The organism is Rhizobium sp. SL86 (assembly GCF_026672545.1).
Classification (GTDB): Bacteria; Pseudomonadota; Alphaproteobacteria; order Rhizobiales; family Rhizobiaceae; genus Neorhizobium.
This window is the reverse complement of sequence record NZ_JAPPRJ010000001.1, coordinates 999,701-1,024,413: the sequence shown is the minus strand read 5'-3', so window position 1 is coordinate 1,024,413 and position 24,713 is coordinate 999,701. Positions and strand designations below refer to the sequence as shown.

26 protein-coding genes and 1 tRNA gene are annotated in these 24,713 nt (G+C 61.4%); 9 read left to right on the top strand and 18 right to left on the bottom strand.

Translation table 11 applies throughout. The annotated features are described in order from the left end of the window. Positions 1 to 131: 131 nt before the first annotated feature. The gene (locus tag OU993_RS05165; protein WP_268155167.1) at positions 132 to 1,007 is read left to right on the top strand and encodes an LOG family protein; all 876 of its coding nucleotides are present in this window, start codon (positions 132 to 134) and stop codon (positions 1,005 to 1,007) included. Positions 1,008 to 1,052: 45 nt separating this feature from the next. Here OU993_RS05165 and OU993_RS05160 read toward each other — a convergent pair whose 3' ends face one another. Together OU993_RS05160 and OU993_RS05155 are read right to left on the bottom strand one after the other, a co-directional pair. Continuing rightward, positions 1,053 to 1,754: a hypothetical protein gene (locus tag OU993_RS05160; protein WP_268155166.1), complete on the bottom strand. Its 702-nt coding sequence runs from the start codon at positions 1,752 to 1,754 to the stop codon at positions 1,053 to 1,055. Between the two features lie 105 nt (positions 1,755 to 1,859). Then, positions 1,860 to 2,570 carry a pyrimidine 5'-nucleotidase gene (locus OU993_RS05155; RefSeq protein WP_268155165.1) on the bottom strand — a complete coding sequence of 237 codons (711 nt, stop codon included), beginning with the start codon at positions 2,568 to 2,570 and terminating at the stop codon, positions 1,860 to 1,862. A 100-nt stretch (positions 2,571 to 2,670) separates the two neighbouring features. Here OU993_RS05155 and OU993_RS05150 point away from each other — a divergent pair, with 100 nt between their 5' ends. Next, the gene (locus tag OU993_RS05150; protein ID WP_268155164.1) at positions 2,671 to 3,576 is read left to right on the top strand and encodes an EamA family transporter; all 906 of its coding nucleotides are present in this window, start codon (positions 2,671 to 2,673) and stop codon (positions 3,574 to 3,576) included. 114 nt (positions 3,577 to 3,690) lie between these two features. Continuing rightward, on the top strand, positions 3,691 to 4,509 hold the full coding sequence (locus OU993_RS05145; RefSeq protein ID WP_268155163.1) for a sterol desaturase family protein: 819 nt from the start codon (positions 3,691 to 3,693) through the stop codon (positions 4,507 to 4,509). A 28-nt stretch (positions 4,510 to 4,537) separates the two neighbouring features. Here OU993_RS05145 and argB read toward each other — a convergent pair whose 3' ends face one another. Continuing rightward, positions 4,538 to 5,425, bottom strand: coding sequence for an acetylglutamate kinase (argB, locus tag OU993_RS05140; protein WP_268155161.1), 888 nt, complete (start codon positions 5,423 to 5,425; stop codon positions 4,538 to 4,540). A gap of 274 nt (positions 5,426 to 5,699) precedes the next feature. On the opposite strand from argB, the gene OU993_RS05135 reads away from it, so the two are divergent. Further along, entirely contained in the window at positions 5,700 to 6,416 is a 717-nt protein-coding gene (locus tag OU993_RS05135) for an anti-sigma factor (protein WP_268155160.1), read from the top strand. A gap of 46 nt (positions 6,417 to 6,462) precedes the next feature. Here the strand turns inward: OU993_RS05135 and yihA are convergent, their stop codons facing one another. Genes yihA through rpmH form a run of 5 tightly spaced genes read right to left on the bottom strand, consistent with a single transcriptional unit; the run spans position 6,463 to position 10,518 of the window. Further along, positions 6,463 to 7,122, bottom strand: a complete 660-nt coding sequence (yihA, locus tag OU993_RS05130; protein ID WP_268155159.1) for a ribosome biogenesis GTP-binding protein YihA/YsxC — start codon at positions 7,120 to 7,122, stop codon at positions 6,463 to 6,465. A 48-nt stretch (positions 7,123 to 7,170) separates the two neighbouring features. Further along, positions 7,171 to 8,094 carry a DMT family transporter gene (locus OU993_RS05125; RefSeq protein ID WP_268155158.1) on the bottom strand — a complete coding sequence of 308 codons (924 nt, stop codon included), beginning with the start codon at positions 8,092 to 8,094 and terminating at the stop codon, positions 7,171 to 7,173. 58 nt (positions 8,095 to 8,152) lie between these two features. Beyond that, positions 8,153 to 9,961 carry a membrane protein insertase YidC gene (gene yidC / locus OU993_RS05120; protein ID WP_268155157.1) on the bottom strand — a complete coding sequence of 603 codons (1,809 nt, stop codon included), beginning with the start codon at positions 9,959 to 9,961 and terminating at the stop codon, positions 8,153 to 8,155. Then, complete coding sequence (rnpA, locus tag OU993_RS05115; RefSeq protein ID WP_268155156.1) at positions 9,961 to 10,353, bottom strand: ribonuclease P protein component; 393 nt, start codon at positions 10,351 to 10,353, stop codon at positions 9,961 to 9,963. Before rnpA ends, yidC begins: the two co-directional genes overlap by 1 nt. Positions 10,354 to 10,383: 30 nt before the next feature. Next, positions 10,384 to 10,518: a 50S ribosomal protein L34 gene (gene rpmH, locus OU993_RS05110; RefSeq protein WP_117195397.1), complete on the bottom strand. Its 135-nt coding sequence runs from the start codon at positions 10,516 to 10,518 to the stop codon at positions 10,384 to 10,386. A 336-nt stretch (positions 10,519 to 10,854) separates the two neighbouring features. Here rpmH and OU993_RS05105 point away from each other — a divergent pair, with 336 nt between their 5' ends. The 4 genes from OU993_RS05105 to OU993_RS05090 all read left to right on the top strand — a co-directional run bounded on the left by OU993_RS05105 (position 10,855) and on the right by OU993_RS05090 (position 15,742). Further along, positions 10,855 to 12,918 (top strand): methyl-accepting chemotaxis protein, encoded by a 2,064-nt coding sequence (locus tag OU993_RS05105; RefSeq protein WP_268155155.1) that lies wholly within the window; start codon positions 10,855 to 10,857, stop codon positions 12,916 to 12,918. A gap of 133 nt (positions 12,919 to 13,051) precedes the next feature. Further along, a complete protein-coding gene (locus OU993_RS05100) occupies positions 13,052 to 14,557 on the top strand; it encodes an ATP-binding protein (protein ID WP_442792873.1) in 1,506 nt (501 codons plus the stop codon). Between the two features lie 140 nt (positions 14,558 to 14,697). After that, a tRNA-Arg gene (locus tag OU993_RS05095) sits at positions 14,698 to 14,774 on the top strand. Positions 14,775 to 14,995: 221 nt separating this feature from the next. Further along, a complete protein-coding gene (locus OU993_RS05090; protein WP_268155154.1) occupies positions 14,996 to 15,742 on the top strand; it encodes a hypothetical protein in 747 nt (248 codons plus the stop codon). A 103-nt stretch (positions 15,743 to 15,845) separates the two neighbouring features. Here the strand turns inward: OU993_RS05090 and OU993_RS05085 are convergent, their stop codons facing one another. The 9 genes from OU993_RS05085 to OU993_RS05045 form a co-directional block, all read right to left on the bottom strand. Then, the gene (locus OU993_RS05085) at positions 15,846 to 16,256 is read right to left on the bottom strand and encodes a curlin (RefSeq protein WP_268155153.1); all 411 of its coding nucleotides are present in this window, start codon (positions 16,254 to 16,256) and stop codon (positions 15,846 to 15,848) included. Between the two features lie 182 nt (positions 16,257 to 16,438). Then, the gene (csgH, locus tag OU993_RS05080) at positions 16,439 to 16,840 is read right to left on the bottom strand and encodes a curli-like amyloid fiber formation chaperone CsgH (protein WP_268155152.1); all 402 of its coding nucleotides are present in this window, start codon (positions 16,838 to 16,840) and stop codon (positions 16,439 to 16,441) included. A 62-nt stretch (positions 16,841 to 16,902) separates the two neighbouring features. Further along, entirely contained in the window at positions 16,903 to 17,340 is a 438-nt protein-coding gene (locus tag OU993_RS05075) for a curlin (protein WP_268155151.1), read from the bottom strand. A gap of 104 nt (positions 17,341 to 17,444) precedes the next feature. Continuing rightward, on the bottom strand, positions 17,445 to 17,954 hold the full coding sequence (locus tag OU993_RS05070) for a flavin reductase (RefSeq protein ID WP_268155150.1): 510 nt from the start codon (positions 17,952 to 17,954) through the stop codon (positions 17,445 to 17,447). A gap of 98 nt (positions 17,955 to 18,052) precedes the next feature. After that, positions 18,053 to 18,844 (bottom strand): pyrimidine utilization protein D, encoded by a 792-nt coding sequence (gene rutD / locus OU993_RS05065; protein ID WP_268155149.1) that lies wholly within the window; start codon positions 18,842 to 18,844, stop codon positions 18,053 to 18,055. Between the two features lie 229 nt (positions 18,845 to 19,073). Further along, entirely contained in the window at positions 19,074 to 19,463 is a 390-nt protein-coding gene (gene rutC, locus OU993_RS05060; protein ID WP_268155148.1) for a pyrimidine utilization protein C, read from the bottom strand. Between the two features lie 34 nt (positions 19,464 to 19,497). Next, complete coding sequence (gene rutB / locus OU993_RS05055) at positions 19,498 to 20,244, bottom strand: pyrimidine utilization protein B (RefSeq protein WP_268155146.1); 747 nt, start codon at positions 20,242 to 20,244, stop codon at positions 19,498 to 19,500. Continuing rightward, a complete protein-coding gene (gene rutA, locus OU993_RS05050) occupies positions 20,241 to 21,332 on the bottom strand; it encodes a pyrimidine utilization protein A (protein WP_268155145.1) in 1,092 nt (363 codons plus the stop codon). Before rutA ends, rutB begins: the two co-directional genes overlap by 4 nt. Before the next feature lie 264 nt (positions 21,333 to 21,596). Further along, entirely contained in the window at positions 21,597 to 22,319 is a 723-nt protein-coding gene (locus OU993_RS05045) for a Crp/Fnr family transcriptional regulator (protein WP_268155144.1), read from the bottom strand. Positions 22,320 to 22,431: 112 nt separating this feature from the next. Between OU993_RS05045 and hemN the strand changes: the two genes are divergently transcribed. Then, positions 22,432 to 23,781, top strand: a complete 1,350-nt coding sequence (hemN, locus tag OU993_RS05040) for an oxygen-independent coproporphyrinogen III oxidase (protein ID WP_268155143.1) — start codon at positions 22,432 to 22,434, stop codon at positions 23,779 to 23,781. Positions 23,782 to 23,790: 9 nt separating this feature from the next. Here hemN and cysQ read toward each other — a convergent pair whose 3' ends face one another. Then, positions 23,791 to 24,573: a 3'(2'),5'-bisphosphate nucleotidase CysQ gene (gene cysQ, locus OU993_RS05035; protein ID WP_268155142.1), complete on the bottom strand. Its 783-nt coding sequence runs from the start codon at positions 24,571 to 24,573 to the stop codon at positions 23,791 to 23,793. Positions 24,574 to 24,713 lie beyond the last annotated feature (140 nt).

Sequence of the window (24,713 nt, the reverse complement as noted above, 5' to 3'; positions counted from 1 at the left end):
TGTCACATGGATCGTGATGAGGGGAAGCTCTCTGCCGGCTGGCAAAATCGTGCCAATTGCTCTAAGCGACCGCCACTCAGGCGTCAATGTGCTTTGGCGCGCAAGCGATTCGAGCCTCGAAGGAAATAGCCATGGCAGCAGGCAAAGAGGAGAAGATGCGGCGCAAGGGCGGGGTCTTCGATCCGCTGAAAGACAGCTCCGTCGATAAGCTGCGGGCACGCGCGATCCCCAGGACCCCGCAGTCGGAATCGCCCTCCTATCGCCTGGCCTATACGGATGAAGATTTCCTCTGCCGGGACGAGTTGCGTCCCGTGCGCCTGCAGCTGGAACTGCTGAAGCCGGAAATGATGCTGACCGAGATGGGCATCAAATCGACGGTGGTCCTGTTTGGCGGCGCCCGCATTCCCGAACCCGGCACGGAACCCTGGGCAGCCCGCAACGAGGTGCAGAGCCGCAATCTGAAGGAAGCCTCGGTCTATTACGAGGAAGCCCGCAGGTTCGCGGCGCATTGTGCCGACCATTCGGCAACCCTCGACCATCAGGAATTCGTCGTCGTGACCGGCGGCGGGCCGGGTGTAATGGAGGCCGGCAATCGCGGCGCGGCGGAAGCCGGAGCGCCAACCATCGGCCTCAATATCCTGCTGCCGCATGAACAGGCACCGAACCGTTATGTCACGCCGGCGCTCAGCTTCAACTTCCACTATTTCGCCATCCGCAAGATGCATTTCCTCATGCGGGCACGGGCCGTCGTCGTGTTTCCGGGCGGTTTCGGCACGCTGGACGAACTCTTTGAGGCGCTGACACTGATCCAGACCCGGCGCATGGAGCGCATTCCGCTTATTTTGTTCGCCGAGAAGTTCTGGCGCACGATCGTCAATTTCGAGGCGCTGGCCGATTTCGGCACGATCGCGCCGGAAGACATGGATCTCATCAACTTCGTCGAGACGGCAGACGAAGCCTGGCAGGTTCTGGCGGACTTCTACGACATCAAAAAAGCCCGCTCCTGAGGCGTCAGGAACGGGCTCTTGCGGCTCAGACAGTTGACTGGCTGATCAGAACGGCGCGTCCGGGAGGTCATCCACGGTGATGAAACCGTCCTTGTTGCGATCCATCCGGGTGAACATCTTGTCGACGGCAGCCGTGGCTTCCGCCTTGCTGATCTGGCCGTTTTCATCCGTGTCGACCATGCGCACCAGAGCGATGCCCGGCATCATACCGCGCGGGCCCATTCCTGGACCCATGCCCATGCCGTGGCGGTCGCCGTGATGACGGCCGGGACCGCGATCGCCATCGGCCATCTCGCGGGGGCCGGGACGACCACCAGGGCCGGCATCCGGGCCTGCACCGGGACCCGGGGGCGGCGGCGGGTTGTCACCGTCTGCCATCTCCGGTCCCTTCGGACCCCTGCCATCTTCGGCGCGTTCAGCCTGACGTTTCTCGCGCCATTCATCCATGCGGGCTTCGCGGTAGTTGCGCATCTCGCCCGGCGTCAGGATGCCATCCTTGTTGGCATCAATCGCGGCGAAGGTGGTTTCCTGCCAGGCGGCAACCTCGTCCTTGGAAATCTTGCCGTCCTTGTTGGCGTCAGCCGTCTTCAGCAGCCGGACGAACATCATGTCCTGCATCATGGCGCGTTCCGGTCCGCGGCCTGGGCCGTGGTCGGGACGGCCGGGAGCGGCAAAGCTTGCGGGTGCTGCTGCGCCAACCAGGAAGGTTGCGCCGAGTGCGGCCAGTACATAGCGGTTGATTGTCATGAGGCTGCTTCCTTTGCTGTCTCTATGACTGGAAGCCTAGCCACACCGCTTGCCACCCACCACTTAAACATCGGTAAGGCAGGATGAAACTTTGGTAAGGTGGTCTCAGTCCGAAGTCAGGCGCTGCAGGAAACCCGTCAGGTCGTCGGTCATGTAATCGACGTTCGGATCGGCATCGTCCGCCTGTTCCCACCGCTCGATGACGAAATCGCCGAGGTTGCGCGGCACCAGCAGCACCGTCGTCATGCCAAGCGCCCGCGGCACGGCGAGATTGCGCGGCAGATCCTCAAACATCGCCGCATGGCGGGCATCGATCCGATTGAGATGGGCAAACTTGTTGTAGGTTTCACCCGCCGGCTTCGGCACGTAATCGGCTGCGACGATGTCGAAAATGTCGTCGAAATGGTCGAGAATGCCGAGCGCGCGTGCCGCGGCCTCAGCATGCGCCACTGTGCCGTTGGTGAAGATGAACTTGCGGCCAGGCAGCGCCTTGATGGCCTCGCCGAGTTCCGGATGCGGCAAAAGCGCCGAATAATCGATCGCATGCGCCTTTTCCAGGAAGGCATCCGGGCTGATGCCGTGATGCACCATCAGGCCTTTCAGCGTCGTGCCATGTTCGTGGTAATAACGCTTTTGCAGCGCGCGTGCCTCCTCCCGCTCCATCTGCAGGAGTTCCGCCACGAAATCCGTCATGTTGCGGTCGATCTGCGAGAACAGATTGACGTGATGCGGATAAAGCGTGTTGTCGAGATCGAACACCCAGTCGCGGACATGGGCAAAGGCGGCGGGATCGGGAGACGTGGTCAGCTGTGGCATGGCCGCTTTATGCACGTTCACGGCTGGAAAGAAAAGCGGCGAACGGATCCGGCCTCCGTCCGGCTTGGCGACGCCGGAAGGCCGTGTTAGCGGCTGTCCCATGGAAGCCTGGATCCCGATCACGATAGCCGCCGCCTTTTTGCAGAACCTGCGTTCGACCCTGCAGAAACACCTGCAGGGACAACTCGGCACACGGGGCGCAAGCTTCGTGCGTTTCGGTTACGGGTTTCCGGTGGCGCTGCTCTACGTCTTTGCCCTTCACCAGTTCGGCGGCTACCGGCTGCCGGCGCTGAACCTGTCCTTTGTTCTCCGGGCGGTGATCGGCGGCCTGGCGCAGATCTATGCCACCATCATGCTGGTGCATCTCTTCACGCTACGCAATTTCGCCGTTGGTACGGCCTATTCCAAGACCGAACCGGTGCAGGCGGCGATCTTCGGTCTCCTGATCCTCGGCGAGCACCTGACATTTGGTGCAATGATCGCCATCATCGTCGGCGTGATAGGCGTGATGTGCATTTCGGTGGCGCGTTCGCCGCTGACGCTTGGCAGCCTCATCTCCTCCATGATGAGCCGCACGGCGCTGATCGGCATTGCCTCCGGTGCCGTGTTCGGTATTTCGGCGGTCGCCTATCGCAGTGCCTCGCTGTCGCTCGGCGGCCCGAATGCGGTGATGCAGGCCGCCGTGACGCTCGCCTGCGTGACGGGTTTCCAGACGCTGTTCATGCTGGGTTGGATGCTGGCAACCGACCGCAGCGAGATCGGCCGCGTGGTACGTTCCTGGAAAACCTCGTCGCTGGTCGGCCTTGCCGGTGTTGTCGGATCGGCCGGCTGGTTCACGGCCATGACCCTCCAGCAGGTGGCTTATGTGCGGGCGCTTGGCCAGATCGAGCTGGTCTTCACCTTCATCTCGTCGGTGGTTCTCTTCAAAGAGAAAATCAACCGCCTGGAGGTGGCCGGATGCCTGCTGATCGTCGCCGGCATCCTGGCTTTGCTGGGCTGGACGTGACGGGGCAAAGGAGCCCGAAAGCCCGGAAGCCGAAACATCGACTTCGACGCAATCTGTGTTAGGGTGCTGCTCACTTCGGGTGCATCAGCACTGCCGTTTGCCTTGGGTCCAGCCATGAATGCGTTCTTCGACGGGTTGACCGTTTTTCTGATCATGCTTGCCGCGATCTATGCGGTCACGGTCGCGATCTATTTCGTGCTCGGCTTCGGCATCACGTGGCTGAACGACCGCAATCCCGAGCGGCGCATTCAGAAGAACCGGCGCGGCGAAAAGCGCATGCGCGAGGAGATCCGGCACAGTCTCTCCTCCATCCTGATTACCTGCCTGTCGGTCACCATCGGGCTGTTCGCTCAGTACCAGGGCTGGGCGCTGACGCCCTGGGCCTTCTCCTGGTGGACGGCGGTGCCGCTGTTCCTGCTGACCATGGTGCTGTTTGACGCCTGGTTCTACTTCGCGCACCGCGCGCTGCACACCAAGCTGCTCTACAAATACCATGCACTTCACCACAAAAGCGTTGCACCAACGGCCTGGAGCAATGATTCGATCGGGCTGGTCGATACTGCCTTGTCGCAGGGCTTTTATGCGGTGGTCGTCTTCGTCGTGCCGATCTCGCCGTATATCCTTTTGGCGCACCGGCTGTTCGACCAGATCAACGGCACCTTCGGCCACGCGGGGTTCGAATATTTTGCGTCCAAGACCTCGCGCTACCCGTCGCCTATGTTGTGCACGACCTATCATGATCAGCACCACGCCGAGTTCCGCTTCAACTACGCCAACTATTTTTCGTTCTGGGACCGGGTGATGGGCACGATCTCACCCGTCTATGACGCCCGAGTCGAGGCGTTCGAGGCCAGCGCACCGGCGCTCAACCTCAAGCGGCCCTCCAAGCAATCCGTTGAAACGGATGCGACGGGCGAGAAGGCGGCGGGCTGAGCCGCCGCCCTGAATGGTCAGAGGATGATCAGGGAACGATCAGCGTGCCCGCACCACCTTCGGTGAAGATCTCGAGCAGCACCGAATGCGACGTCTTGCCGTTGAGGATGACGACGCCCTGAACGCCCGCCTTGATCGCGTCGATGCAGGTCTCGACCTTGGGGATCATGCCGCCGGAGATCGTGCCGTCCTTGATCAGCGCCTGCGCCTGGGCAACCGAAAGTTCCTTGATCAGGTTCTTGTCCTTGTCGAGCACACCCGGAACGTCGGTGAGGAACAGCAGGCGGTCGGCGCGCAGTGCACCGGCGATCGCGCCAGCAAAGGTGTCGGCATTGATGTTGTAGGTCGCGCCGTCACGGCCGGGCGCCACCGGCGCGATGACCGGGATCATCTCCGACTTGGCCAGCAGGTCGAGCAGCGTGCGGTCGACTTCCACCACTTCGCCGACAAAACCGAGATCGAGCACGCGCTCGATATTGCTGTCGGGATCGACAACGGTCTTCTTGGCCTTTTCGGCAAACACCATGTTGCCGTCCTTGCCGCAGAGCCCGATCGCCCATTCGCCGGTCTGGTTGATCAGCGCGACGATCTCCTTGTTGATCGAGCCGGCCAGAACCATCTCGACGATCTCGACCGTCTTCTGGTCGGTGACGCGCAGGCCGCCTTCGAATTTCGATTCGATGCCCATCTTCGTCAGCATGGCGCCGATCTGCGGGCCGCCACCGTGAACGACGATCGGGTTGACGCCGGACTGTTTCAGGAGCGCGATATCCTCGGCAAAGGCGCGGCCGAGCGCGCTGTCACCCATGGCATGGCCGCCATACTTCACGACGATGGTCTTGTTTTCATAACGCTGCATGAACGGCAGGGCCTGCGCTAGAAGCCGGGCCTGCATTTCGCTTTCGGAAGGGGACATCGACACACCTCTGGAACCTCAGGTGCGGCCTTTTAGCCTATGTTTTTGACGGAGGAAATAATGGCACGCAACATTCGTGCATCCGCATACTGCGCCGTTGGTGCGCCCTGTCGCATTGACAGGCGGGGATAAGCGTTGGATTCTGCCTCGGCACGCCGCACGGGAGGACGTTGGTCGGGCTGTCGCGCTCGAGCGGATCTCGAGCGGCACGGTGTTGCCGAAGGCCACCGACGCCCCCGCAATGAGGCCTCTAACCGAGAGATTGCACGCTTCGATGACAAAACCGGACCAGAGCGAAGGGGACCGCTCCCGCGATGAGGTGCTGGCAGGCGAATACGTGCTTGGCGTCTTGTCGCTTGAGGCGCGCGAGCGGGTGGAAGCCCGGCTGCGGCACGACCGCGCATTTGCGGCGATCGTCGCTCGCTGGCAGGAAAATCTCGCGACGCTGGAAGACGAGGAACAGGCTTTCCTTTCGTCTCCGCTCGCGCTGCCGGTCATGGCAGGCGAGGCCGGCCGGCGCTCGGTGAGCCAGGATCGTCTGTCGTTGCAAGTCTGGCGATCCGCAAGCCTCTGGCGTGGGGTCTCATTCGCACTTTTTTTCCTTCTCGTCGGGACGATCCTTTTTGCCGAGCGGCCACCGGTCTCTCCTCAAGGCCTGCCACCTGTTCTTGCCAGCATGCAGGCGCAAGCGCCGGAGAATATCGGCCTGCTTGCCCGTTACGATGCGGCGGCTGGCCGCCTGCAGATCACGCCGGTGGCGACCGAGAGCGGCGGCGCGCATTCGCTTGAGGTGTGGTTGAGCCAGGGCACGGACCCGGCGGTCTCGCTCGGTACGCTTCCGGAAACGGGAGAGGTAATCGTGCCCCAGGCACTGCGAGGGCAACTCGCCGCCGGCGGAACGCTGTCCGTCAGCCTGGAGCCGCCGGGGGGATCAACGACCGGCAAACCGTCCGGGCCGGTTTTGGCGATCGGCCACACGTTGAAACCCTAGAAATCTGCCAGCCGACCATTGCACGGCCGCCCGATAGGCATGCGGTTCAGAGCGGCCGCCCGACCGTCTCGCAGATTGCGCCGCGAAGCTCATCCAGGCCGTCGCCCTTTTCCGAAGACGTCGACAGGATGACGGGATAGGCGGCGGGGCGTTTGCGGATCTTCTCCGCGGTCTCCGCGATCAGTTGCGGTACAGCGGACGTCTTGATCTTGTCGATCTTGGTCAGCACGATCTGGTAGGAGACGGCGGCCTTGTCGAGCAGCGCCAGCGCTTCCTCGTCGTTCTTCTTGATGCCGTGCCGGCTGTCGATCAGGACATAGACGCGCTTCAGTGTCGCACGTCCGCGCAGATAGTCGAAGACGAGCTTGGTCCAGGCATCCACCTGGTCCTTCGGTGCCTGGGCGTATCCGTAACCCGGCATGTCGACGAGCGCCATCGGCGGCAGGTCGTCGCCTTCCCCGGAAAATCCGTCCGGCACAAAGAAGTTCAGTTCCTGCGTGCGGCCAGGCGTGTTCGATGTGCGGGCAAGCCCCCTGTGGCCGACGAGCGCGTTGATCAGCGACGATTTGCCGACATTCGAGCGTCCGGCAAACGCCACTTCCGGCGGTCCTTCCGGCGGCAGGAACTTCATCGCCGGAACGCCGCGGATGAAGATCCACGGGCGGCCGAAGAGCGGCAGGTCTGGCTTTGCGGTATCGGTGGTCATGACGGGGCCTTTCTCAAGGCTCGTGAATTCAGGGTTTCGGGCAGCAAGTCAAGTCACAGCGGCCGTCTTTGCGTCTTTCGAGGACCTGTAGGCCTGATGAAGCAGGTAGGTGAAGAGGGCGGCAAGCACCAGTGTTCCACCGCCGACCGTGCGCAAGGAGGGGATTTCGCCGTGGAACAGCACCATCCACAGCGGTGCAAGGATCATCTCCAGGGTTCCGAGAAGGGCGGCAAGCGCCGCAGGGATCATCCGCGCACCGGTCACGTAAAGCGCCATGCCGAGGCCGAGATTGAGTGCGCCGAAGGCAAAGAGCAATGCCAGATCGCCCGAAGACACCGAGAGGTAACCGGCTTGCGTAGCGGCAACCAGAGCGGCGATTAGCGAACCCGCGCAGGCGGCGGGCGTCATCCGAATGCCGGGGTGGCTGCGGGTGATCACGGTCATGCCGGCGAAGATGAGGGCGATCGCCCCAGCGAGAAGGAGGCCAAGCCGTGAGGCACCTGGCCCGAGCGAGCCGGACACCATGATGGCGATGCCGATCAGCACGGCAAGGATCGCGCCCCAGGTGATGCCCGTGATCGGCTCGCCGATGAAGATGCGGGCAAACAGTGCGGCAAACAACGGGATCGCCGCCATGAACAGCACGACATTGGCAACCGGCGTCATGCTGACGGCCATCACGAAGCAGGTTGAGATGCAGGCAAAACCAAGCGCAATCGCAAGACCCGGACGCCCCATGTCGGCAAACAGCCGCCGCGTTCCGGCCGGGCCGTCGCGCAGCAGCATGAAACACAGGAGAAAAACACCGGCAAACAGGCAGCGCCAGAAGACGAGCGTCCAGCCGTCATCGACGCCGATGAAACGCTGGATGGCGCCGCCATAACTCCAGGCAATCGCCGATCCCACGACAAGCATCACGCCGAGGAGCGATGTGGCGCGAGTGGGCGTGCCTCCCGTTGAGACCGATGTCATGCGTGCTCCTCCACGTCATCAAAAAAGAAGCCCCGGCAAGCGGGGCTTCGATGGTCGGTTATTTTGTTTCCGCCGGTTTTCGCCGGAACAGGCCCTTCAGATTGTCGAAGAGCTCGATCTTGGCGCCGTGGCGCTTCATGATCAGCGCCTGCTGGGTGATCGACAGCGTGTTGTTCCAGGCCCAGTAGATCACGAGGCCCGCCGGGAAGGAGGCCAGCATGAAGGTGAAGACCAGCGGCATCCAGGTGAAGATCATCGCCTGCGTCGGGTCCGGCGGCGTCGGGTTCATGCGCATCTGCAGGAACATCGTGATGCCCATGATGATCGGCCAGACGCCGATCAAGAGCGCATGCGGTACGTCGTAGGGCAGAAGACCGAACAGGTTGAAGAGCGAGGTCGGGTCCGGCGCGGAAAGGTCCTGGATCCAGCCAAAGAACGGCGCGTGGCGCATTTCGATGGTGACGTAGATGACCTTGTAGAGCGCAAAGAAGACCGGGATCTGCAGGAGCACCGGCCAGCAGCCGGCGATCGGGTTGATCTTCTCTTCCTTGTAGAGCTGCATCATCGCCTGCTGCAGCGCCATGCGGTCGTCGCCGTGTTTGGCCTTCAGCTCTTCCATCTTCGGCTGTACGCGCTTCATGCCGGCCATCGAGGCATACTGCTTGCTGGCGAGCGGGAAGAAGATCGCCTTGACGACGATCGTCGTGCACAGGATGGCGACGCCGAAATTGCCGAAGTAGCGGAAGAAGAAGTCCATCAGCTTAAACATCGGCTTGGTGATGAAATAGAACCATCCCCAGTCGATCAGCAGGTCGAAGCGCGGAATGCCGAGCGACTGCTCGTAACCATCGACCAGCGGCACTTCCTTGGCGCCGGCAAACACGAGGTTCTTCAGTTCCGTCGACTGGCCCGGCTGGATCGTCACGGCATCGGTCTTGAAGTCGGCCTGATAACGCGGCTGGCCATCGGTGAAATGCGTGAAACGGCTTTCATAAGGCAGCGTCTGCGGCGGAATGAGCGTGGTTGCCCAGTATTTGTCGGTAATGCCGAGCCAACCGCCCGTTGCCTTCGGGAAGGTGTAGGGCTCCTTCTCGACATTGCTGTAGCTTTCTTCCGTCAGGCCGCCCTGTGCGCCGAGCACACCGAGGAAACCTTCGTGGATGACGTAGACGGAGGCATGTTCCGGCTTGTTGTAGCGCGTGACGCGGCCGTAGGTCGCAAGCGAAACCGGCGTTGCGGTGACGTTGTCGATCTTGTCGGTCACGGTCAGCATGTAGTGGTCGTCCACCGCGAAGGTGCGGGAGAACACGACACCCTTGTCGTTGGTAAACGTCAGCGTCACCGGCGTCTGCGGCGTCAGCTTATCGCCGCTCGCAACCGTCCACACCGTGGAGGGGCCTGGAACGGAGCCGGCATTTTCGCCGGGAATGAAGCCGAGTTCGGTGAAGTAGCCGTCGCGCGTATCGGCCGGCGACAGAAGCGTGATGGTCGGGCTCTTCGGATCGACCGTCTCGCGGTATTCGCGCAGGTGCAGGTCGTCGAGGCGTGCGCCGGTCAGGTTGATCGAGCCGGAAAGGGCCGGTGTGTCGATCGCGACACGCGGCGACTTGGCGATCGCCTGCTCGCGGCTGGCGGCGGCCTGGGCCTGGGTGGAGCCCGGCAGGGTCCCGGCCACTTCACCGGAGGCCGTCGGACCGGCAGGGTTTGCCTGCGGATTGGCCGCCTGCATCTGCTCCTGCTGGGCGCGGCGGGCCTCGTCGGCAAGACGCTGCGCTTCCATCCTCGGGTTCATGTAGAGGAATTGCCAGGCAAGAACGATCAGCACCGAAAGCGCAATCGCGATGTAATAGTTACGGTTCTTTTCCATCATGCTTTCCTGGAACGGGTCTCCTCGGACCGCTTCTGTTTCGGTCTGCTCTCCACGCGTTCGGAAAGCGCTGCCGCAAGTTCGGCAAAGGGTGTATTCAGCATCTCCCGCCGGGCGACAATGACATAGTCATGACCGTCTTTCATTGCAAACCGGGCGGATTGTCTGACCAACTCGCGCAGCCGCCGCTTCATCCGGTTCCGTTCGACAGCATTGCCCTGCTTTTTCGTGACGGTAAAACCGACGCGGGGTGCAGTGTCGGGTTCCTTGCGATCGAGCACCTCGACCAGGAAGTACGGCCCGCGGCGTTTTTCTCCGTCCCGGACAGCAAGAAACTGCGGCCGGCTTTTCAGCCGCCCGACAGTCTTTTCGTTTTCGTCTTCAGACGTCATCGCCCGCAGCTTCCCCGGGCAGTGCCGGCCTTACGCCGACAGACGAGCGCGGCCACGTGCGCGACGGGCGGACAGAACCTTGCGGCCACCCTTCGTTGCCATGCGGGCGCGGAAACCGTGACGGCGCTTGCGAACAAGCTTGGACGGTTGATAGGTACGCTTCATTTTTTTAACACCGCGGTGTGCGGCCCTTCTTGAATTTGCCCTCGTTTCGAGGAGCAAGAGCGTTGCTTGAAAACGTTACGGCAAAAAGAGATCGCACGGAGGCAATCCCGGCAAGCCGGACGTGGGGCGGCTTATAAGGGCAATGGCTGGCGAAAGTCAATCGAGCCCGGCTTTGCAAGGCGTGCAGGAGGTCATCACACCTGCGACAACGGCCACCGGAGTCTCCCTCCGACCTATGAGCGTGATTTTAGTCTTCCTTAATTAGTGCCTGACATCAATGGGACATTTGAAGTGGGCAGCCGCACCAGGTCATATGGGGCGGGGAAGGAAAGCCAGATGAGAATACGCGGCAAGATTACAGTGTTGGTCGGAGTCCTGAGTTTTGTCGCTCTGGTCGTGGGTGGCCTCTCTCTTTATGCAATCTCGGAATATACGCACCGACTGCAGATCCTGAACGCGGCGGCTGAACGCGCCTACAAGGGAGAAAGCCTCAACCGTCTGGTGACGGCGGTGGTGATGGACTCACGCGGCATCTATGCTGCCAAGGATGCCGCCGACACCCAGAAATTCGGCCAGGGTCTGATGAAGAGTCTGGACGATATGGATGCACTGATGGCAAGCTGGCGACCGCTCGTTGAGCCGGAACAGCGTGGCGCCTTTGACGCCATGCTGGCCCGCGCGAAGGACTTCCGGGCTTTCCGCACCGAAACGGCCCGTCTTGGCAAGGAAGAGGGTCCGCAGGCTGCCAACAAGCAGGGCAACAACGAGGAGAACCGGAACAATCGCAAAGCCTTCCAGGCCGAGATCGATGCCGTCGTTGCCGCGGATCTCGAAAAGCTGAAGACGGTGAAGGCCGGCATTGAAGAGCTGGGCCAGACCCTGTTCTGGCTGATTGCCATCATCACGCTCGCCGGCGTGGCGGCTGGTGCGATCGTCGGAACCGCCGTTGCCCGCCGTTCGCTCAGTAATCCGATCATCGATTTGACGAACGCCATGAAGCGGCTTGCCGCGGGCGATTACACGACCGACATCCCGGCGCGCGGTCGCCCGGACGAAATCGGTGACATGGCTGCGGCCGTGGAAGTCTTCAAGCGCAACGGCGAGGAGGTCAATCGCATGAATGCGCAGGAGAGCATCCTTCGCGCCAAGAGCGACGAGCTGCAGAGCCGCATGGCCAGCGTCATGGCCGCGGCAGCCAACGGCGATTTCTCCTCACGTATCAACAAGCAGTTCGACGAACCGGGCCTCGACCATTTCGCCCGCGACGTGGATCAGCTGCTGGAGGCGGTCGACGGCGGGTTGAAGCAGACCGGGGCGATCCTGCAGCGCCTGGCGATTGGTGATCTCACCGAAACCATGGCGGGCGATTTCCGCGGTGCATTCGCCCAGTTGCAGCAAAACGTCAACGCGGCGATCACCGGCCTGCGCCAGACGATGCAGGAGGTGACCAATGCCACCAACTCGATCAATGGCAATTCGAATGAACTGCGCCTGGCCGCAGACGATCTGTCGCGCCGCACCGAGCAGCAGGCGGCGGCCCTGGAAGAAACATCCGCCGCGCTCGACCAGATCACCGCGGTGGTGAAGACGTCCACCTCGAGAGCGCAGGAAGCGCGCGAGATGGTGGGTGAAGCCAAGCAGAGCGCGGCACAATCCGGCGTCGTCGTGCGGGATGCCATCGCGGCCATGGGCCGCATCGAACAGGCATCGCGCGAAATCTCCCAGATTATCAACGTGATCGACGAAATCGCCTTCCAGACCAACCTGCTGGCGCTGAACGCGGGCGTTGAAGCCGCCCGCGCCGGCGAGGCCGGGAAGGGCTTTGCCGTCGTCGCCCAGGAGGTGCGCGAACTCGCGCAGCGGTCCGCCAACGCGGCCAAGGACATCAAGGCGCTGATCACGAAATCCGGTGAAGAGGTGGCCGGGGGCGTGCAGCTCGTCCAGAGAACGGGCGCCTCGCTGAACGAGATCGAAACCCGCGTTCTCAGCATCAATGATCACATCCATTCGATCGCCATCGCCGCGAAGGAACAGGCGACCGGCCTGCAGGAAGTGAACACGGCGATCAACCAGATGGACCAGGTGACGCAGCGGAATGCCGCCATGGTGGAGGAAACCTCGGCTGCAACCCACAAGTTGTCGCAGGAAACCACCACCCTGTTCTCGCTGCTGTCGCACTTCAAGATCGGCGAGGCGGCTCCGGCACCCCAGGCCGCGACCCGACAGCCGGCAGCGACGGCGCCAGCGCGTCCTGCAACGGGCACCCGCCTTGCCGATAGCCAATCCGCGCCGAAAGCATCGCCGGCACGGCGCATGGTCGGCAATCTGGCGAAGTCGCTGTCTGCCTCCGGCGCTGCCGTTGCCATCGCACCGAGCGGCGAAAACTGGGAAGAGTTCTGAGGCGATCCAAACACCTTAACGAAACGTAATATAAAACGGGCGCGCAAAGGCTGGAAAACGCCTCTGCGCGCCGTTATCATTTCGACGTGATCGAAACCGCTGCATGGTGTCGCGGCGAACAACGGAGATCCGCATGAGGACTGAGGCGGACATGTCCGCAAGCCTCGGAACCGGCCAGCAGGGAGCGGCAGGGGAGCCTCTTCCGCGCATGCCCCGACGCTTCCGGGGATTGTCCGGGCGGCTGTTGTGGCTGACCGTCATCTTCGTGATGTTCGCCGAAGTGCTGATCTTCATCCCGTCCATCTCGGTGATGCGCATGACCTGGTTGCGGGATCGGCTGGACACGGCCGCCGCTGCCGGCATCGTGATCGACGGCCTGCAGCCCGCCGAACTGCCGCGTGCCGTGCAGGATGACACGCTTTTGGCCACCGGCACCAAGGTGCTGGCGCTCCGCAAGGATGGGACTTCGCGCCTTCTGGCGGCCATCGACGTGCCGCCGCAGGTCGACCAGACCTTCGACCTTGCCCAGGAGACGGCGCTTGGTTCGATGCGCAATGCGCTCGATACGCTGGTCTTTGGCGGCGGGCGGGTGATGCGCGTCTTCGGCCCCATCGGCGAGACCGACATGGTGATCGAACTCGTCATGACCGACGACGCCCTGCGCAAGGCCATGATCTCCTTTTCGAAGATGATGTTCGCCATCTCGCTGCTGATCTCGCTTGTGACGGCCGTGATGATCTATGTGGCGATCAACAAGATGATGATCGGCCCGATCCGCCGGCTGACACATGGCATGCAGTCGTTTTCGGAGCGGCCGGAGGATCCGGAGCGCATCTTCCGTCCGGGAGCGGCCAAGGGCGAGCTGGAAGTCGCCGGCCAGCATCTGGCATCGATGCAGATGGAACTGCAGCGCACGCTCAAACAGAAGAAGAACCTCGCCGATCTCGGCCTGGCCGTCTCCAAGATCAACCACGACATGCGCAATATCCTGGCATCCGCGCAGCTGATGTCGGACCGGCTTGTGGATGTCGACGATCCGATGGTGCGCAGCTTCGCGCCCAAACTCCTGCGCACGATCGATCGTGCGGTCGGATATACCAGCGAAGTTTTGGCCTATGGTCAGGCGGAGGAGGCGGCCCCCAAACGCCGGCTGGTGCGCCTGTCGGACCTTTGCCAGGACGTGCGCGATATCCTCGCGCTTGACCCCGAAGCCGGCATCGTCTTTGTCGACCAGGTGGCCGAGGACATCGAGATCGATGCGGATGGCGAGCAGCTGTTCCGCGTCATCCACAATCTCTGCCGCAACGCCGTACAGGCGCTGGTGCAGGCCCCGCCGCCGGAAGAGGGTGGGCCGAAGCGGCTCAGCGTCACCGCCCAGCGGGTCGGCAGCGTCGTCAGCATCACCATCGACGACAACGGGCCCGGCATGCCGCGCAAGGCGCGGGAGAACCTCTTTACCGCCTTCCGGGGCTCGGCACGCTCCGGCGGCACCGGCCTTGGCCTTGCCATTGCGCGGGAGTTGATCCTCGCCCATGGCGGCACGATTGCACTGGTCGAAAAGCCGGGTCCCGGCACGCAATTTCGCATCGAAATTCCCGACCGCCCGGTCTCGCTGGAGGACTATCGGGCCAGAGCCTGAAAAATCACAAGATATTTCAATGGCTTGTTGAGATATTGCAGCAAAATGACAATTGGCGCGGCAAAATCGCTTGCAATCGAAAGCGAGAGGCTTTAGAGGATCGCCACACGCCGAGACGCACTAAACGTCTCCAACGGCAAGCACCCGTAGCTCAGCTGGATAGAGCACCAGACTACGAATCTGGGGGTCAGGAGTTCGAATCTCTTCGGGTGCGCCATTTCCTACATATGTGATGAATTTGAGGTTTGACGGGTCGGCGTTCTATTTACCTGTTGGCCGGGTTCGTAGGCACATCTACCTTGGCTGGTAGTCTCTAATTGCTATGGCAGTCAGATTGTGGCTCTAGCCAGTTCTTTCTGGTGATCGTATCTTATTCGCTTGGGCTGCTTGCCTCGAAACCGGCGTGCCATAGCCGCATTCTGCATAAGGTATGATGGAATGTCAGCACTAAAAAATGATCTTAAGCTTAAGCTTAAGCTGTCTCCTAATGTTAGACTGAGGATGACGTTTGAACGAGAGATGCTACTGGATGAGGACGAGAGCATCTTCAACGACGTGCTGCACAAGAAATACTTGGAGATGTACGACCGAGGGATTGCGAAGCAAGAGGCCCTCCTAAAGGCGGCTCTTCTGAGTGATGGATTATTAGCACTTCTGCTGTTCGGGAAAAACGTTACGATTCCCGGAACGTCAATCGGAATTCAAGATATTCCGGCAGCGGCAGAGGTGATGACCCTGTTTGCCTCGCTCAATTTTTTGGTCCTCTCGTTAGCTTTTATGAACGCACAGGCTTACCAAGCGATTTGCGAACAATTTACAATCCGCCTTGCTGCGAAAAGAGGAATTGATCCGGATTTCCTATCGGCAGCGCACATGTCTACTGAATTTTATCTGAAACTTTTTCGTAAAAAGATGAATATATTTGGGGAAGATTTTTTTGATGCTGGGGTTGGATATTCAGCTTTCTATTCCAGCTTATCTTTCTTGCTAGGTATGGTAATGCTTAGCGTGTTGGCGCTTCATATCTCGTTAATGGCATATGGTATCTGGATGAGTTTTTCGCTCAATTGGATATCTGTTCTGTTCGCGGTCTCAGTCTCGTTGATGAACTGCGCAGCCGTTCTGGTAAACATCTCTCCCTCTTTCAATTTCACGATTAAGCCGTCTCCCACCATTCCACAGTGACGGAAAATGCCCACCTTTGGCTGGCGCTGACCACTTGCGGCAAGCGCTAGCTACAAACGGTTTCACCTCTGCATTCGCCGCACTTTAAATTGCCTGTTAACCGTTACCAGCCGTAGCTGAAGGTCAGGCCGCCTTCGCGGTTGCCGTATTGCTCGACATCCGTGCGGGCATTGCGGCCGTACTGGAAAATGCCGTAGGCATTGTCGTTGCCATTCTGCCGCAAGGTTGCGGAATGGCCATCACCGCGCTGACGCACGAAGCCGACATTGCCGCTGCCGTTCTGCGAGACGCCGGCCTCGTTGTCGTGGCCGCGCTGGCGGATTTCGCCGTTCTTCAATCCCCGATACATCGAATAAAGCCGGATGCCGGTGGAGAGGATGTCGCCGCCTTCGTCGGAGGGAGGGGCGAGCGTGAAGGACACGCTGCCGGCAACAGCCGGAGCAGGCAGCAGTGCCGGCATCAGCAGGCCGGTCACAAGGGCAATCGACAAGGTTCTGGTCAGCGTGCGGTGCATGTCTCTCTCCGTTTCGGTCCATCCCTTGACCGTTGAATCAATCTTTGCATGGCGCGGCTGAACGGCTGCGGAACCCTCCATTCACATAGCGTTCAGCGCCATCCGTCCGCTCGCTGCACGACGAAAAAACGCCCGGGTCGCGAGGACGCCGGGCGTTGTGATGTCGCAGTGAGGAGAGGAAGTCAGATCCGGCCGCCCACCCATTCGGAACAGGAAACCGTCTTGCCGCCGGCGCTCACCTTCAGCGTCACGTCGTAATTGGCGCCGGATGAGCCGAGGGAGACGAGACCGAGCGGATTGCCGCGGCCGGCGGTGGCGCTGAAGGCGCCGCCCTGCTGGATCGAGTTGCTACCGCCGCGGCCCGAACCTTCAACCTGCAGCGAATAGGTGCCGTCGATGCTGCGGTCTGAGAAGACCACGCCCTGAAGCGTCACCATGCCGCCCTGGGGCGTCACCTTGATTTCACACCGAAGCGGTGCCTTGGACGTGGGGCCGGCCGCAAGCACGGCGGTGCCGCCTGCCGCCGTCAGAAGCACGGCAAAAGCGGAGAGGGTGGTTTTTGCTGACAGTCCGAAAGGCAACATGGCGCTCTCCTTGAAAGGGATGGCGTCGGGCTCTGCCGACGCCGGTCGACGGGAATTTGGGATCAGTCGCAGGTCTGGACGAAGGCGGCGACATTGCCGCTGCCGCCCTGCGAGACATTGGCGCTGCAGCCACGGCCGACCTGCACGCCGGCGGCGATATTGCCATTGCCGTCCTGGGTCAGGATCGTCGTGTGGTCGGAACCGAACTGGCCGACGCCGGCGACGTTGCGGTTGCCCGTCTGATAGGTGCTGGCGCGGTTGCGGCTGCCTTCCTGGCCGAAGGCGGAGAGGTTGTCATAACCGCGCTGCTGGGCGGCCGAATTGTTGTAATAACCGTTCTGGTAGACGCGGACCCGGTTACGATAACCGTTCTGCGAACCGCCGGCGGAATTCGACCAGCCATACTGTTCGAAGCGCACGTCGTTGGCGAATGCGGGAACGGCGCTGCCGATGCCGATGAGGGCGACGAGTGCGGTGGCGATGAAAGAGGTGCGGGTCATGGAAGCGTCTCCGTTTGCGGGCCGTGCCGCCGTTGAACGCTTTCCTTGTAATAGACCCAGTCGGAACGGCGCCTGAAGGCACCGTTCACCTGTCGTTTAGCCGCTCAGACGGTTCTGTAGCCGCGGTCGAAATAGATCAGCGCCTGGCCATCCTCGCGGGTATGGATTGCCTCGACCGCGCAGAACAGCACGTCATGGGTTGCGCCATCGGCAATCGACGTAATGCGGCAATCAAACGAGGTGAGTGCTCCCTCCAGCCGGTGGCAGCCGGTTTCCGTCGGATGCCAGGTGGCCCCGGCGAACCGTTCCTCGACGGGCGTCTTGCCGCCGAACAGCCGGCTGAGCGCCTCGTGTTCGGCAGACAGGACGTTGACGCAGACGACCTTGTTGAGGCTGACCGGCTGGTAGGCGGAGGAACCGCGGTTGAGGCAGACCAGCAGCGTCGGCGGGCTGTCGGAGACGCTGCAGACGGCGGTGGCGGCAAAACCCGCTCTGCCGCCCGGGCCGTCGGTGGTGACGATGGTGACGGCGGCGCCGAGCCTTGCCATGGCGTTCCGATAGGCCTGGCGATGGTCGTCTTGCGGGTGGGCGATCGATGCTGTGGCAGCAGGCATTCACGGGTCTCCGGTCTTTTGTGCCTGAAGGTCTACGCGGGATTGGTCCGGCAGTTCAGGGGGCATCGAAGAGAGATTGGCTTTGTGGTTAAGCTGCATCACTGCGCCGGGTTTGTTCCGGCGGTCAGGAATGACAGGATGTCCTGGTTGATGGTCTGCGGAAAGACGATGTTGACCGCATGGGCTCCGCTCTCGCTCAGCGAAAGCGTGGCGTTCGGCAGACCCTCCGCAAGACGGACGGAGCGCGTATAAGGCACGAGAAGGTCGTCCTTCGTCGCGATCAGCAGCGTTTGCGCGGCAATCTCGCCGAGCCGGTCGTCGACATCGAAGGCGCGCAGCGCCGCAATGCGGCGGGTGACATTGTCCTTGCCCTGGAAATGCGACACGCCATGCGCATCGTCCTCCGCCAAACGTGCGGCATTTTCGCTCATCCACCAGGCGGGATAAAGGAACAGCGGCTGCGCCTTGACGAAGGCCCCCACGCCAGACGCGTTCAAAAGTTCAAGGCGCACATCGAAACAACGGCCGGAATGCGGATCCGCCTTGCTCCAGGCATTGATGAGGATGAGCTTGTCGATCAGATCCGGTCGGCGCAGCGCGAGATCGAGCCCGATCAGGCCACCCAGCGCATGACCCATGAAGTGGAACCGCGTGAGGCCCAGTTCGGCAACGATGTCCAGCACGTCATCCGCCATGGCGGAAATACCGCCCGTCTCCGGAACCGCGCCCCCCGTCCTCCCACAACCGCGATGGTCATAGGTGATGACGCGGAAGTGCGCCGAGAGTGCCGGAATCTGCGGCGCCCAATAGGCGCCCGATCCGCCCAACCCGGACGAGAGCAGGATGGTCGGCGCGTCGGGGGCGGTCAGTCCGTGGATGTCGTAATGCATGGGTCGGGCCTGATTTCAGCGGTTACGGTGAAGTCCCCTCCCCAACCCCTCCCCACAAGGGGGAGGGGCTCAACCTGCCGAACCCTCGCATTCCGCTTGTTGGGCAAGGCGGTGAGGCTGGTCTTCTCCCCCCTTGTGGGGGAAATGGCCGGCAGGCCAGAGGGGGTCTTTTGTGTAGGCTTCGGCAGATGCAGGAGGCGAATAAGGCCAATGAGGGGCAATAACGCCCTCACTTCTTCCCGATATGCGCGACGGTCGCGATTTCCACCAGTGCATCCGGCTTCACCAGGCCGCACTGCACGCAATAGCGGGCGGGTTTGTCGCCGGGGAAATATTCAGCATAAACCGTGTTGATCGCCTGGTAGTTCGCCCAGTCGGTCAGGAAGATGTGGTTCATGGTGACATCCTCCATCGTGCCGCCGGCGGTTTCGATCACCGACTTGATGGTTTCCAGCACATGGCGGGTTTGTGCTGCCGCATCGCCCACATGCACGACGTCATTGTTCTTGTCGAAGGGAAGCGTTCCCGAGACATACACCACGCCATCGGCCAGCGTGCCGGGCGAATAGGGGGCGATGGGCTTCTGCGTGCCTTCCGGGACGACGATGGTCTTCGGCATTCTGATTGTCTCCGTTTTCTAAAAGGTGAGCGTGTTATTCGGCGGCTTCGGCGGGGGCTGCCTGGGAAATCGCGCCGCAGAAATCATGGACGGTGGATACCCAGCCGAAGAATTTCTCGACATTGTAGACGGTGGCCTGCTGGATGAACTCCGGGCCCAGATGGTGGGTGGCGTCCTCCAGCATCACGCCGAAATATTCGAGGTGGAAGGCATCGCGCAGCGAGCTTTCGACGCAGACATTGGTGGCAATGCCGACGAAGACGAGATTGCGGATGCCGCGGGCGCGCAAAACGCTGTCCATATTGGTGTTGAAGAAACCGGAATACCGTGTCTTCGGCACCAGGATGTCGCCCGGCTGCGGCTGTAATTCGTCGACGATGGCATAGTCCCAGGTGCCCTTGGCGAGCAGCTGCCCCTGCAGTTCCGGCCGCTTGCGCATGGTCTTCAGCGCATTCGATTTGTGCCAGTTGGGTGAACCGGGGCCGCCGGCCTCGACATAGTCCTTGTCCCAGCCGTTCTGGAAATAGACCACCAGCACGCCGGCGGCGCGTGCCGCGTCCAGCGTCTTTTTGATGTTGGCAATCGTGCCCTTGGCGCCGGCAATGTCGAAGCCGGCAAGGTCCACATAACCGCCTTCGGTGGAATAGGCGTTCTGCATGTCGACGACGACAACGGCGGTTTCGGACGGCTTCAGCGAGATCGGCTCCGGCCGTGCCGGAAGCGTGACGCTTTTCGTCCGTTCCGGCCTTGGCTGGTAGCCCGCAACAACGGCCTCGCTCATTCGGCGGCCTCCAGCATCTGGTTGACATGGGCGCGGCTCTTCATCAGCGGCTGCACATATTTGCCGAACTTCTCGATACCTTCCAGGAAGTCGTCGAAGGTCAGCATCACGCCGCCGGTGCCGGGCACTTCGCTCATCTCGTCCAGCATGGCCGCCACTTCGGCATAGGAGCCGATCAGGGTGCCCATGTTGATGTTGACGGCCGAAACCGGGTTCGACATGTGGCGCACATTGGTGTCGGAACCGGACTTGGTATCGGCAGCACTCTGCAGGCCAAGCCACTTGATGGCTTCCTCGTCGGCGCCGGCCTTGTAATGCTCCCATTTGGCAAAAGCGGCTTCGGTCGTTTCTTCGGCGATCACCATCGTCAGCACGAAGGAACGTACGTCGCGACCGGTCTTTTCCGTGGCCGCCAGCAGGCGTTCATTGGTCGGCGCAAAGGCCTTCGGCGTATTGACGCCAACGCCGAAGCAGAAGCTGTAATCGGCAAACTGAGCGGAAAACGCCATGCCGGAATTGGAAGAGCCGGCGCAGATCAGCTTCACATCGCCTTCCGGCACCGGCTTCATGCGGCAATCGTCCATCTGGAAATATTTGCCCTTCAGGTCCGACTGACCGGTGGTCAACAACTCCTTGAGAACGGTCGTATATTCGGTGAGGTATTCGTAGCGGTCGGCAAAATAGTCGTCTCCCGGCCACAGACCCATCTGGCTGTATTCCGGACGTTGCCAGCCGGTGACGAGGTTGACGCCGAAACGTCCGCCGGAGATGGAATCGATCGTGGTCGCCATGCGGGCAACGATCGCCGGCGGCATCACGAGCGTTGCGGCCGTGCCGAACAGCTTGATCTTCGAGGTGACGGCGGCAAGGCCGGCCATCAGCGTAAAACTTTCCAGGTTGTAGTCCCAGAACTCCGTCTTGCCGCCGAAGCCGCGCAGCTTGATCATCGACAGCGCGAAGTCGAAACCATAGTGCTCCGCCTTCAGCGTGATCGCCTTGTTCAGTTCGAAGCTCGGTTTGTATTGCGGGGCATTTTCCGACAACAGCCAGCCATTGTTGCCGATCGGAATGAAGACGCCAATTTCCATTTTTGATGCTCCCTCTGTGGCCGGGCCGAGATGCCCGTTTATGCTGAAAAGGAAGCAATGACCGTGCCAGTTCTAAAAAGATAAATGAATTCAAATGGTTGATTTGTTGGCGGCGATAAAATTTATCAAACGGTCAAAAATTTACCGGCTGATCAATAAAAAATGGGCGTTCCGCACCCATGTGGTGCAGCAAAGTGATGATTTTTTGATCTTTGCCAGGTCTGGGTGAAAATTGTGCAGACAATCCTCCGCCGGAGCGGACGCTCAGCCGCAGCGCGACTGAAGTTTCGCCAGGCTCTGCACCTCGATATGGCGATTGGCGGTGATGGAGATGATCCCGTCTTTCTTCAGCCGGGAAAACTGTCGCGACACCGTTTCGATGGTGAGGCCCAGATAATCGGCGATGTCGAGCCTGGACATCGGCAGGTCGAAGATGCGCCGGTCGCCTCGGGCGTCGGGGTCGAGGTGCACGGCGATCAGCATCAAAAGGCTTGCGACCTTCTCCGACGCCGTTTTGCGGCCAAGCGTCACCATCCATTCGCGGGCTTCGTCCAGTTCGCGCAGGGCCTGGTCCATCAGCCGTTTGCGCAGCGCCGGATTTCTTTCGATCAACCGCTCCAGCATCACCTTCGGCACGCGGCAGACCTCGACATCGGAAGCGGCTTCCGCCGTCATCGGGCTTTCGGTGGCGTAAAGCCGCCCGACCAGATCGGGTGCGAACTGCAGGCCGACGATCTGCTGGCGGCCGTCTTCCAGCGTCTTCGACAGTTTCACCACGCCGCGCATGACATTGTCATAAGCTTCCACATCGGTGCTTTCGCCCACCAGTTCCTCTCCCGAGGAATGCTGGAGCTGGCGTGTGTGACGGGATAGCAGCGTCAGTTCATCGGGGTTCAGGGCGCCGCACATGCCTTTGTGACGCACCTCGCAACTGCGGCAAAGCACGGGAATCTCGGTCGAGTGGATATCGCGGCGGCTAAAGTCCATGGCCCTTCTCCTATACCTTTTTCCACTAGCAAGTGCCACGGGCCCAGAATTGATCTTGATCAAGGCAAGGCTGGTTTTTGCGCCCTAGCTTTGGCTGACAGAGGAAAAATCCATGCAGCCAGATCTCATCCGTCGTTATGCGTCTCCCGTGCCGCGTTATACCAGTTATCCGACAGCCCCGCATTTTCATGGTGAGGTGGATGCCAAGGTCTATTCGGGCTGGCTGGAGCAGGAAGATGGCGATGCACCGCTCTCGCTTTATCTGCATGTGCCCTTCTGTGACCGGCTGTGCTGGTATTGCGGCTGTCACACCAAACATACCCGCCGTTACGAACCGGTCGCGGATTATGTCGATGCGTTGATCGCCGAGATCGCCCTGGTGGCAAGCCGCCTGCCGAGACGCCGTTCGGTCGGCGCGATCCATTTCGGAGGCGGGTCCCCGACGATCGTCTCGCCGCACGACCTCATTCGCCTGCGCAACGCCATCGAACGTCAGTTCGACCTGGAGCCCTCCGCCGAGGTGAGTGTCGAGATCGATCCGGGTTTTGTCGACGCCGTGAAACTCGCCGCCTGGCGAGATTTCGGCATGACGCGCGCCAGCGTCGGTGTGCAGGATTTCGATCCGGCCGTGCAAAGGGCGATCAACCGGCCGCAAAGTTTTGCCCAGACCCAGCGTGTCGTGAGCCTTCTGCGCGAGTTCGGTGTCGGTGGCATCAACCTCGATGTCGTCTATGGCCTGCCCTACCAGACCCTGAACAGCCTTGCCCGCACCCTTGATCGCGCGCTTGCCATGCAGCCGGAGCGTTTCGCCATCTTCGGTTACGCGCATGTGCCGTGGATGAAAAAACACCAGACGCTGATCGATGAACAGGCGCTCGCCGGCATCGAGGAGCGTTTCGAGATGCAGCAGCTGATTGCCGATACGCTGACCGCGGCCGGTTATCTCGCCGTCGGCATCGATCATTTCGCCAGACCCGGTGACAGCCTTGCCGAGGCGTTGAACCAGGGCGAGGTCAAGCGCAATTTCCAGGGTTACACCACCGACAGCGCGCCGGCGCTGATTGGGCTCGGAGCGTCCGCCATCGGCCGCAGTGAACGGGGCTATGTGCAGAACATCGTTGCGACGGGCGAATATATGCGGGCGATCAGCGAAGGACGCCTGCCGGTGGCCAAGGGTTTTGCGCTGAATGATATCGACCGGGCTGTCGGGGATGCGATCGAGGCGCTGATGTGCCACTACGGTTTTTCCGTCCACAGTCTGAAGGAACGTTACGGCGCCGCGGCAGAGGTGGTGCAGGCGGATGCCGCGCGCATCCACCAGCAGGATCCGGACGGCTTTACCGCCTTCGACGGCGACCGGTTCGAGGTGATGCCGCGTGGGCGCATGTTCGTGCGCACCATCGCTTCCCGTTTTGACCAGTATTTCGGCCGCGGCACGGCGCGCCATTCGGTGGCTGTCTGAGCCTGTGGCTCAGGCGTCCCTGCCGCCCCACGCAAAAAAGGCGCCATTGGCGAAATCCGCCGCATCGCGTCGACCGCGCTTGCCATAGGTAAGTGGCGCGCCGTCAGCGGCAAGCACGCTGCCGCCGGCAGCACGGACCACAGCATCACCCGCAGCCGTATCCCATTCCATGGTGCGCCCGAAGCGCGGATAAACGTCGGCCTTGCCTTCAGCCACCAGGCCGAATTTCAGCGAAGAGCCGACGGTGCAGCATTCGCAGGGTTCAAGTTCGTCAAGATAACGCTTGGTCTCCGCATCGAGATAGGACCGGCTGGCCACCGCGATCGGCGGCGCGGCGACGGGTCGGACACGGATCGGCTGTCGCGACAGGACCTGCTGGTTCTGGTCGATCGTCAGCTTGGCAGCGCCATCAGGGCCGCCGGTATAGGCAACTCCGACGACCGGCGCATAAACGATCCCGGCCACGGGCTTGCCATCCTCGATCAGGGCAATGTTGACGGTAAATTCGCCATTCCGGTTGATGAATTCGCGCGTCCCGTCCAGCGGATCGATCAGCAGGAACCGCCCGCCGGAAATATCCGGCTCGATGCCGGCGGCCATCTGCTCCTCGGCAATCACCGGAACATCCGGCATATGCGCTTTCAGATGCGAGAGAATCACCTCTTCGGCCCGCACATCCGCTTCCGTCACCGGGCTCTGGTCGGCCTTGGTCTCGACCTCGAAACCGCGCTGGTAGATGTCGAGGATGACGCGACCGGCGGCGAGCGCCGCCTCTTCGAAAATGGCAAGCATCAATCTGTCCCTGTTCTTGCGCAACCTGATGCGACAAGGCAGGGCGAAATGCAAATCCCGCATGACAAAGCGGTCGGAAAATCCATCAGGCAGGCGGATTTTCTTTCGCGTGAAGGCGCAATATGGTCCGGGCACCATCA

Excerpts from the sequence above, each read along its gene's own strand:
- argB (WP_268155161.1), bottom strand. The coding sequence starts at position 5,425 with ATGTCCCCTTCCGAAAGCGAAATGCAGGCCCGGCTTCTAGCGCAGGCC.
- rutB (WP_268155146.1), bottom strand. The coding sequence starts at position 20,244 with ATGAGCGAGGCCGTTGTTGCGGGCTACCAGCCAAGGCCGGAACGGACG.
- OU993_RS05085 (WP_268155153.1), bottom strand. The coding sequence starts at position 16,256 with ATGCACCGCACGCTGACCAGAACCTTGTCGATTGCCCTTGTGACCGGC.
- OU993_RS05155 (WP_268155165.1), bottom strand. The coding sequence starts at position 2,570 with ATGCCACAGCTGACCACGTCTCCCGATCCCGCCGCCTTTGCCCATGTC.
- cysQ (WP_268155142.1), bottom strand. The coding sequence starts at position 24,573 with ATGCTTGCCATTTTCGAAGAGGCGGCGCTCGCCGCCGGTCGCGTCATC.
- OU993_RS05090 (WP_268155154.1), top strand. The coding sequence starts at position 14,996 with ATGTCAGCACTAAAAAATGATCTTAAGCTTAAGCTTAAGCTGTCTCCT.
- OU993_RS05160 (WP_268155166.1), bottom strand. The coding sequence starts at position 1,754 with ATGACAATCAACCGCTATGTACTGGCCGCACTCGGCGCAACCTTCCTG.
- rpmH (WP_117195397.1), bottom strand. The coding sequence starts at position 10,518 with ATGAAGCGTACCTATCAACCGTCCAAGCTTGTTCGCAAGCGCCGTCAC.
- OU993_RS05075 (WP_268155151.1), bottom strand. The coding sequence starts at position 17,340 with ATGACCCGCACCTCTTTCATCGCCACCGCACTCGTCGCCCTCATCGGC.
- hemN (WP_268155143.1), top strand. The coding sequence starts at position 22,432 with ATGCAGCCAGATCTCATCCGTCGTTATGCGTCTCCCGTGCCGCGTTAT.
- OU993_RS05045 (WP_268155144.1), bottom strand. The coding sequence starts at position 22,319 with ATGGACTTTAGCCGCCGCGATATCCACTCGACCGAGATTCCCGTGCTT.
- OU993_RS05145 (WP_268155163.1), top strand. The coding sequence starts at position 3,691 with ATGAATGCGTTCTTCGACGGGTTGACCGTTTTTCTGATCATGCTTGCC.
- OU993_RS05105 (WP_268155155.1), top strand. The coding sequence starts at position 10,855 with ATGAGAATACGCGGCAAGATTACAGTGTTGGTCGGAGTCCTGAGTTTT.
- OU993_RS05150 (WP_268155164.1), top strand. The coding sequence starts at position 2,671 with ATGGAAGCCTGGATCCCGATCACGATAGCCGCCGCCTTTTTGCAGAAC.
- OU993_RS05100 (WP_442792873.1), top strand. The coding sequence starts at position 13,052 with ATGAGGACTGAGGCGGACATGTCCGCAAGCCTCGGAACCGGCCAGCAG.
- OU993_RS05135 (WP_268155160.1), top strand. The coding sequence starts at position 5,700 with ATGACAAAACCGGACCAGAGCGAAGGGGACCGCTCCCGCGATGAGGTG.
- rutA (WP_268155145.1), bottom strand. The coding sequence starts at position 21,332 with ATGGAAATTGGCGTCTTCATTCCGATCGGCAACAATGGCTGGCTGTTG.
- OU993_RS05165 (WP_268155167.1), top strand. The coding sequence starts at position 132 with ATGGCAGCAGGCAAAGAGGAGAAGATGCGGCGCAAGGGCGGGGTCTTC.
- OU993_RS05125 (WP_268155158.1), bottom strand. The coding sequence starts at position 8,094 with ATGACATCGGTCTCAACGGGAGGCACGCCCACTCGCGCCACATCGCTC.
- yihA (WP_268155159.1), bottom strand. The coding sequence starts at position 7,122 with ATGACCACCGATACCGCAAAGCCAGACCTGCCGCTCTTCGGCCGCCCG.
- rutC (WP_268155148.1), bottom strand. The coding sequence starts at position 19,463 with ATGCCGAAGACCATCGTCGTCCCGGAAGGCACGCAGAAGCCCATCGCC.
- csgH (WP_268155152.1), bottom strand. The coding sequence starts at position 16,840 with ATGTTGCCTTTCGGACTGTCAGCAAAAACCACCCTCTCCGCTTTTGCC.
- rutD (WP_268155149.1), bottom strand. The coding sequence starts at position 18,844 with ATGCATTACGACATCCACGGACTGACCGCCCCCGACGCGCCGACCATC.
- OU993_RS05070 (WP_268155150.1), bottom strand. The coding sequence starts at position 17,954 with ATGCCTGCTGCCACAGCATCGATCGCCCACCCGCAAGACGACCATCGC.
- rnpA (WP_268155156.1), bottom strand. The coding sequence starts at position 10,353 with ATGACGTCTGAAGACGAAAACGAAAAGACTGTCGGGCGGCTGAAAAGC.
- yidC (WP_268155157.1), bottom strand. The coding sequence starts at position 9,961 with ATGGAAAAGAACCGTAACTATTACATCGCGATTGCGCTTTCGGTGCTG.